Source organism: Acinetobacter sp. V2 (assembly GCF_001188385.1).
Taxonomy (GTDB): Bacteria; Pseudomonadota; Gammaproteobacteria; order Pseudomonadales; family Moraxellaceae; genus Acinetobacter; species Acinetobacter oleivorans.
The window spans coordinates 135,086-142,457 of sequence record NZ_JZFB01000003.1 but is presented as its reverse complement, the minus strand read 5'-3'; the positions used below and the strand labels follow the sequence as shown (position 1 = coordinate 142,457).

Genomic DNA, 7,372 nt, shown 5'->3' with positions numbered 1-7,372 from the left:
CCAGCCATAACGAACTGAATTACGAGAGTTAATTGGTTTTCCATCCACTAAAATGAGCGTGTTTTCAGGCCCCATTCCACGAATATCAATTTGTCTATTATTACCACGCTGCCCCGTTGCACTATTGCCTGTTAAATTAACACCCGGCATACGGCGTACATAGTCAGAAATATCATTACGAACTGGTAGTTTTTCTAAATCTTCTTTGGTAATAACCGACACACCGAGCGATTGCTTCACTTGCTCTTCAGCAGTTACAAAAATCGTTTCCAATTTCACAGGTTCAGCAGGCTTTTCTAATGCTTGTTCAGCTTGTTCTTGCTCATTTTGTGCAGCATAAGCCATAGACATCATACTTGCCAGTACTGAAACAGAAAGCACTGACTGGATAATACGCTTCGACATAAGTATTCCCAATATATTGATTTATTAAACATCTCTCATTTTAAGTTCGGCATTGTAACAAATCTAAATAAAATTACAAATGATATTGATAATAATTATCATTATTTATATTGAATAATAAAAAAACCTCATTGCGAGGCTTTTTTATGTCACTTTTCAAATAATTTAGTTATTTGAAATAAGCACCTTCTGCTTGCGTATGGTCAGTTTGGTCAACCACACGTTGAAGCTCAGGAATCTGCTCTTTTAAAGTAGTTTCAACGCCCTGTTTCAAGGTCACGTCAATCGCAGAACAGCCTTGGCAACCACCACCAAATTTCAATACAGCAGTTAAACCATGTTCTGGGTCATCTTGTACTTCTACCAAGCTACAATTTCCGCCATGCCCTGCAAGACCTGGGTTAATTTCTGCTTGAAGAATGTAAGTAATACGTTCTTCAATTGATGCATCTGGACCAACACGTGGAACCTTAGAATTTGGTGCACGGAAAGTGAGCTGACCACCAAAACGGTCCTTGTTGTAATCAATTACAGCATCTAAAAGATATGGAATAGATGGTGCATCAATATACGCAGGAAAATCAGGATAGTCCTGTTTATAATCTGTTGGGATCACTTCTTCTGGCGCACTATATGCCATACAGCATTCGGCACGTGGCGTACCCGGATGCTCAACAAAAATTCGAACGCCAATTCCCGGAGTATTTTGCTTCGTTAATAAATCGTGCAAATACTCTTGTGCAGATGGTGTAATCAAAAGGTTTGGAATTTCTTCTGCAACAGCAGTGTTGGTGTTCTCAGTCGACATAACAATATTCCTCAAGCTGATGCCTTTATATTAACCGAAGATGAGGTGGATTTAAAAAAAATCAACTAAATTTGTCGGATTTATACACAACAGGGTTTCAACTTAAGTTTTTAATGGCATTATTGAGCCAGTATTGATCATTTTTTAAATATTTCTTATGTTGCATTTGCCATTTAACCATACAGTTACTCTTATTATTATTACGGTCATTATCTCTTTAATTGCTTTTAGCAACCAAAATGTGATGAATCGGCTGATTTTTTGGCCGCCTGCAATGCAACGTGGACAGATTGATCGCTTCATTACTCATGGCTTTATCCATGCCGATGGAACACATCTACTTTTCAATATGATTACCCTGTTCTTCTTTGGCAGTATTATTGAAAGTTTTTATCGCCAATATTTCTACGACATGGGTTTTGTGTTGTTCTATTTAGGTGGCTTAATCTTCGCGATTTTACCAAGCTATTTACAACATAAAAATGATGCGAATTGGGCCAGCCTAGGTGCCTCAGGTGCTGTTTCAGCAGTGTTATTTGCTTATATTCTATTTCAGCCGTGGAAGCTCATTTTCGTATTTTTCATTCCTGTACCCGCTATTATTTTTGCAATTTTATATGTGGCCTACAGTATTTGGGCTGGTAAGCGTGGTAATACCCATATTAACCATAGTGCTCATTTATGGGGTGCAGCTTACGGAATCATCGTAACAATTTTACTTGAACCAAAAGTTATTCCGCATTTCTTAGACCAACTAACTCGCCTTCCTTTCTAAACAAAATAAATTAAAGAAAGGCCCCTTGTGGGCTTTTCTTTTTTTCTCATTAATTTATCACTATAAATTCTCAGTCTTTTTTCTGATTATCTTTGATCATTTCTTTGTTTTGATTGCAAAAACCATCTGATTAAACTCGTGCCAATTCTTTTAATAATTCAGATGATACAATGACGTACAAAGCAATTTTATCTAGCCTTTCCATTGCTTTATTTAGCTTATCTTTAGCTGGATGTAATGACAACGATAATCAAGAAAATGTAGCAACCACACCTAAGCAACCGAATATCTTATTTATTATGGCTGATGACTTAGGCTATTCAGATTTAGGCGCTTTTGGTGGTGAAATTCACACCCCAAATATTGATAGTTTGGCTCAAGAAGGCCGCCTTTTAACGGATTATCATACTGCCCCGACCTGTTCTCCAACACGCTCTCAACTCATTTCTGGTACTGATCACCACTTAGCTGGTATTGGGGCAATGGCTGAACTGACACCAGCACATTTGAAAGGACAACCAGGCTACGAGGGATATTTAAATGAACGCTCTCTATCTATCGCACAAGTACTTAAAGATAATGGTTACCGCACGTACATCAGCGGTAAATGGCATTTAGGGCTAACTCCAGAAACAAATGCGCATGCAAAAGGTTTTGATCATTCATTTACTTTATTACAAGGTTTAGATCACCACTTTAAGCAAGCGCCAAGTGCGTTTAAACGAAATTCAACTTACACAGAAGATGGTCAAGTTATTCCTGTTTCCGCTTTGCCTGATGACTTTTTCTCGACAAATTATTTTACCGATAAATTACTGAGCTACTTAGACTCAGGCAAAAATAGTGGTAAACCGTTCTTTGCTTATGCTGCCTATACGGCGCCTCACTGGCCAATTCAAGCACCTGCTGAATACCGTGAAAAATATCGCGGAGTTTATGATGTCGGTTACGATGCTATTCGTAACGCACGTATTGCTAAGCAAAAACAGCTTGGAATTATCCCTGCAAACTTTGAGGCAGCAGAACCAATTGCAACTCAAAATGCCCCACAAAAATATGGAAAATGGGATGAGTTAACAGCCGAACAAAAGGCATTAGAAGCCCGTAAAATGGAAATCTATGCAGGCATGGTAGAAAACCTCGATGCTAATGTCGGCCGCATTATTCAATACCTCAAACAAAATAATCTTTATGACAACACTTTAATTTTCTTTGTTTCAGATAATGGTGCCGAAGGTTTTGTACGTGGCGGATATGGTAGTGAATCTGGTTTTGATAACTCTGTAGCAAATGTGGGAACACCAACTTCATATCACTATATTGGACCACGTTGGGCCGAGGTCAGCGCGGCACCATTTCATTTATGGAAAGATACAGCTGGTGAAGGTGCAACCACTGCCCCTGCTATTGTGAAATTACCGAACCAGAAAAAAGCAGAAGAAACCAATAATAGCTTTGCATCTGTACTTGATGTTTTCCCAACCCTATTAGAATATGCTCATATTCCAGTACCTCAAGGCCAATACAATGGTCGAACCATTAATACGCCATCAGGGATTTCATGGAAGCCTTTACTTGAAAATAAAACCACTACCATTCGCCCTGCAAATTTTAGTTTTGCCGATGAATTACATGGCAGCAAATATGCAAAACAAGGTGAATGGAAAATTGCAGTTCAAGGGCGCCCTGAGTTAGGCACAGGAACTTGGGAGTTGTATAACATTGCCACTGATCGTGGAGAAAAGCACAATGTTGCGCAACTTTATCCTGCAAAAGTGCAAGAGTTGTTATCGGTTTATCAAAAATATACTGAGAAAAATGGTGTGCAGGAATATAACGCCAAATGAGATTAAAACTATTTTTAGTTACCGCAATCAGCCTGTCTTTTATGACAGGCTGTAGCCAATCTTCAAAAGTTTCTGAATCAGCACCCTCGCCTCAACAGCCAACGTCTTTAGCTGACCTGGGTTCTATTGAAAAGTGTAAAAACTACTCTGGACTACCTCAAGGTTGGCTCAAACAACCTACAGCTGGAATGGTGTTAATTGCCGATGGCAATTTTAATTTTGGTTCTGAGAAAGCCTATCCCGATGAACTTAATTTTGGAAAAAAACAACGAGAAGTCAAAGGATTCTGGATTGATCAGACTGAAGTTACCGTTGCTCAATTTGCAAGCTTCGTAAAAGCAACAGGCTATATTACCGATGCCGAAAAACAAAATCAGGCCGCTGTTTTTTCACCAGATCCTCATCATCCACAGCAATGGTGGCAGCTAAAATCAGGATATACATGGAAAACGCCAAATGGCAGTAATAGTGCTGTAGCCAATCCTAATGAGCCTGTGCGATATGTGAGTAAAAACGATGCTGAACATTATGCAGTCTGGCTCGGACATGATTTACCAACAGAACTAGAATGGGAATATGCAGCTAAAGCCAACTCAAAAACTGATACGCCCTTACATCAAGCGCCTACCGATGAACATCAACATCCACAAGCAAATTACTGGCAAGGTGAATTCCCTTTTCAAAACCTAAATCAAGATCACTTTAAAGATGTAGCACCTGTTGGATGTTTTGCGGCAAATAATTTCAAACTATTTGATACGATTGGAAATGTATGGGAATGGACATCCTCTCCTTATCAAGGTGCTCATGACCAACATATGGGAAATTATTCTGATTTAAGACAACAACAAATTGCGAGTACACAATATGTAATTAAAGGCGGATCTTTTCTATGTGCTCAAAATTATTGTTCGCGTTATCGAAACAGTAGTCGTTATCCGCAAGACTTTGATTTAGCAGCAACCCATGTTGGCTTTCGAACAATTTTAAGATCTGATTAGTTTCTTTTAATTGGAATTAATAAATATATTTTTAACGAAAATTAGATCGAAAAATAATCAATATATTTCTATAGTACAAAGGAGAATGATAAAAAAGTGAGAACATGATGAAAGCATTATTTCTTTGTGTAGCAGCAATTTTCACAATGTCATTATCAGCCTGTGCAGTTCATACACGGGAAGGTAGTATTGTGATTGATCCAGATTCACCTTATCACAATCATCCCGGAGACTTTTGCCCACCAGGACAAGCTAAAAAAGGACGCTGTTAGAAACACTCATTCTTAAAGTAATTTTGAAGTTACGTTAAAGAAATAGAGTTTGATTAAATGATAAGCTGAGTACAAAAATAGTGGGTTCCAACCCAAAAATAGATGGGATGAAACTAGAAAATTATGGTGTAAAAAAATCACCATATCCCCAAGATTTTTAAAAGACAATCTTACGTTGTCTTCTATCTAGTTTCACCCCAATTCTTTCTTATTCCGTCTGACTTCTCTTATCCTTTAAGAAAAAAGTCTAGTTTTTAATCATTTCTGCATCAGTATTATTGATACATTTTGAACATTTTACCTTCAGGTTAAAACTGATGTATTTGCTTCATACAAAATAATCATTTATGTAACGTAAGTCTATAAAAATGTTCTAAAAATGTGAAAAAAATTAAGGTCAAAATGAGATGGATTTATCATAAAAAATTGCTCTTTCAAGTTTCATCACATAAATATTCAATATTATTTTGTCAGTTATTGCCACTCGTTTCCTTTCATTGGCATAGATAATGTATACATCTGTATATTAACCCAGTCTTATAACGAGATATTTTATGTCCAGCACAAGTAAAGTCGAAGGTCTACAATTTCCAGTACATGCCTCAACAAAAAAACAAAGCACATCTCTTACAGGCCAAGAGATTTTGTCAGAGGCTTTATCTGTTGTAGATAATAAAACCGCGCAACAAGTGTTGAATGAAAAAAACTGGCGAAAAAACTACCCTATTTATTTTAAAGCGCTTGTTAAGCAAGGCATCTCAAATAGTAGCAATCCAATTACTATTGCTAAGCAAGGTTTGCATAAAGCTCACCACCTTTTTGACTACTATCGTGATAGTAAACATTATCTTTTAAAAGATGCGGTTCATATTGCTTCATCTACCCCCCTTCATACAGTAAAACTTAAAGGTGAAAGTGATGCGGCTCCGGAGTGGTATGTTCCTTATAAAGGACAAAAGCTCAGTGGACAAAGCTTACTAGACCAAATTCAACGTTGGGAAGAGGCTGGTATTATTGAACCAAGTCATGCAAAAGCTTTGAGTGAAGCTACTGCTCATCCAGAATGGTTTGATTTATCTGACCGTACCATGGTGTTGTTTGGTGCGGCTTCAGAAGCTGGTCCTCTACCGTGGTTAGCCAAATGGAAAGCGAATATTATTGCTGTCGACTTACCAAACCCACGTGTCTGGGGCAAAATTTTAAATACGATTCAACAAGGAAACGCAACGCTCATTGCTCCAAGCGTTGAACAAATTGCATCCTCAGCAAAAGCTTCTGAATTAAAAGATAAATTGGGTGCAAATTTATTAACTCAATTACCAGAAATTGCACAGTGGCTAGTGCAGTTTCCACAAAAGTTAGATTTAGCTGCAATTGCCTATTTAGATGGTGAAAAGCACGTTCGTGTATCCATGGCAATGGATAGCATCATGCAATTTGTGAGCGAGCATAAGTCTGATACGAGCCTTATGTTTATGTGTACGCCAACCGATGTTTATGCAGTTCCTAAAGAAGTAGCAAAAGCTGCTCAACAAAAATTTAAATCACGCACAAAACTACAAAAATTGGCGGTGAAAGGTGTTTCTACACTTTCCTTAAATCGTTTTTTCCAAGCGCCATATCAAGACCTGATTGATTGTGAAAATGGAAAAACTTATGGTATTGCCGACTGTCTAGTGGTTGAACAAGGCCCAAACTATGCTTTGGCAAAACGCATTCAACAATGGCGCGCTATTTTGGCCCGTCATCAAGGACAACACGTAAGTATTAATATTGCTCCATCTACAACTACTCATTCTGTGACTAAAAATCCATTATTGAAAGCAGCTTTTAATGGTGCAGAGCTTTTTGATGTAGAAGCATTTAACCCTGAAACGACCAATGCCATTATGGCGGCACTCTGGATTCATGACTTAAGAAATGAGTCTTCTGTGGCAAACCCTGAAACTGAAATGGACCATCCGCTTGAACTCATGATGGAAGGTGCTAACCACGGCGGATTATGGCGTGTTGCTTATTTAGCAAGAACTGCCCTGCCTTTTGCTGCAATCTATGGCTTTGCAACCGAAAAACTACCTTTTGGAAAATCATCTAAAAAATAGTTTAATTAAAGCCCAATTCTAGAATTGGGCTTTTTCTGAGTTTTTCTATTTATTTTGAAAGTGTGATAGATATTTTTGCATTTCATCAGGTGGCACCATACCGCCTCCGGTCGCCCATATCACATGATTTGCCTGCTGCAACTGTTCAGCTGATAGTTGATG

General features: G+C 38.1%; 8 protein-coding genes. 5 read left to right on the top strand and 3 right to left on the bottom strand.

Annotated features, from left to right (window positions below; genetic code table 11):
• Both UC75_RS22550 and nfuA read right to left on the bottom strand, forming a co-directional pair.
• The coding region (locus tag UC75_RS22550; protein WP_416202215.1) for a TonB-dependent receptor plug domain-containing protein at positions 1-405 on the bottom strand (405 nt) is incomplete at its 3' end.
• A 169-nt stretch (positions 406-574) separates the two neighbouring features.
• Complete coding sequence (gene nfuA, locus UC75_RS11580; protein ID WP_005303330.1) at positions 575-1,213, bottom strand: Fe-S biogenesis protein NfuA; 639 nt, start codon at positions 1,211-1,213, stop codon at positions 575-577.
• 157 nt (positions 1,214-1,370) lie between these two features.
• On the opposite strand from nfuA, the gene UC75_RS11575 reads away from it, so the two are divergent.
• The 5 genes from UC75_RS11575 to UC75_RS11560 all read left to right on the top strand — a co-directional run bounded on the left by UC75_RS11575 (position 1,371) and on the right by UC75_RS11560 (position 7,210).
• On the top strand, positions 1,371-1,988 hold the full coding sequence (locus UC75_RS11575) for a rhomboid family intramembrane serine protease (protein WP_004793994.1): 618 nt from the start codon (positions 1,371-1,373) through the stop codon (positions 1,986-1,988).
• A gap of 170 nt (positions 1,989-2,158) precedes the next feature.
• The gene (locus UC75_RS11570) at positions 2,159-3,835 is read left to right on the top strand and encodes an arylsulfatase (RefSeq protein WP_049837684.1); all 1,677 of its coding nucleotides are present in this window, start codon (positions 2,159-2,161) and stop codon (positions 3,833-3,835) included.
• Positions 3,832-4,836 (top strand): SUMF1/EgtB/PvdO family nonheme iron enzyme, encoded by a 1,005-nt coding sequence (locus UC75_RS11565; RefSeq protein WP_049837683.1) that lies wholly within the window; start codon positions 3,832-3,834, stop codon positions 4,834-4,836. Before UC75_RS11570 ends, UC75_RS11565 begins: the two co-directional genes overlap by 4 nt.
• Positions 4,837-4,943: 107 nt before the next feature.
• The gene (locus UC75_RS18855; RefSeq protein ID WP_016138934.1) at positions 4,944-5,108 is read left to right on the top strand and encodes a hypothetical protein; all 165 of its coding nucleotides are present in this window, start codon (positions 4,944-4,946) and stop codon (positions 5,106-5,108) included.
• 554 nt (positions 5,109-5,662) lie between these two features.
• Positions 5,663-7,210: a hypothetical protein gene (locus UC75_RS11560; protein ID WP_049837682.1), complete on the top strand. Its 1,548-nt coding sequence runs from the start codon at positions 5,663-5,665 to the stop codon at positions 7,208-7,210.
• A 45-nt stretch (positions 7,211-7,255) separates the two neighbouring features.
• Here UC75_RS11560 and UC75_RS21365 read toward each other — a convergent pair.
• A partial coding sequence (locus UC75_RS21365) for a hypothetical protein (RefSeq protein WP_228137354.1) occupies positions 7,256-7,372 on the bottom strand: 117 nt, incomplete at its 5' end.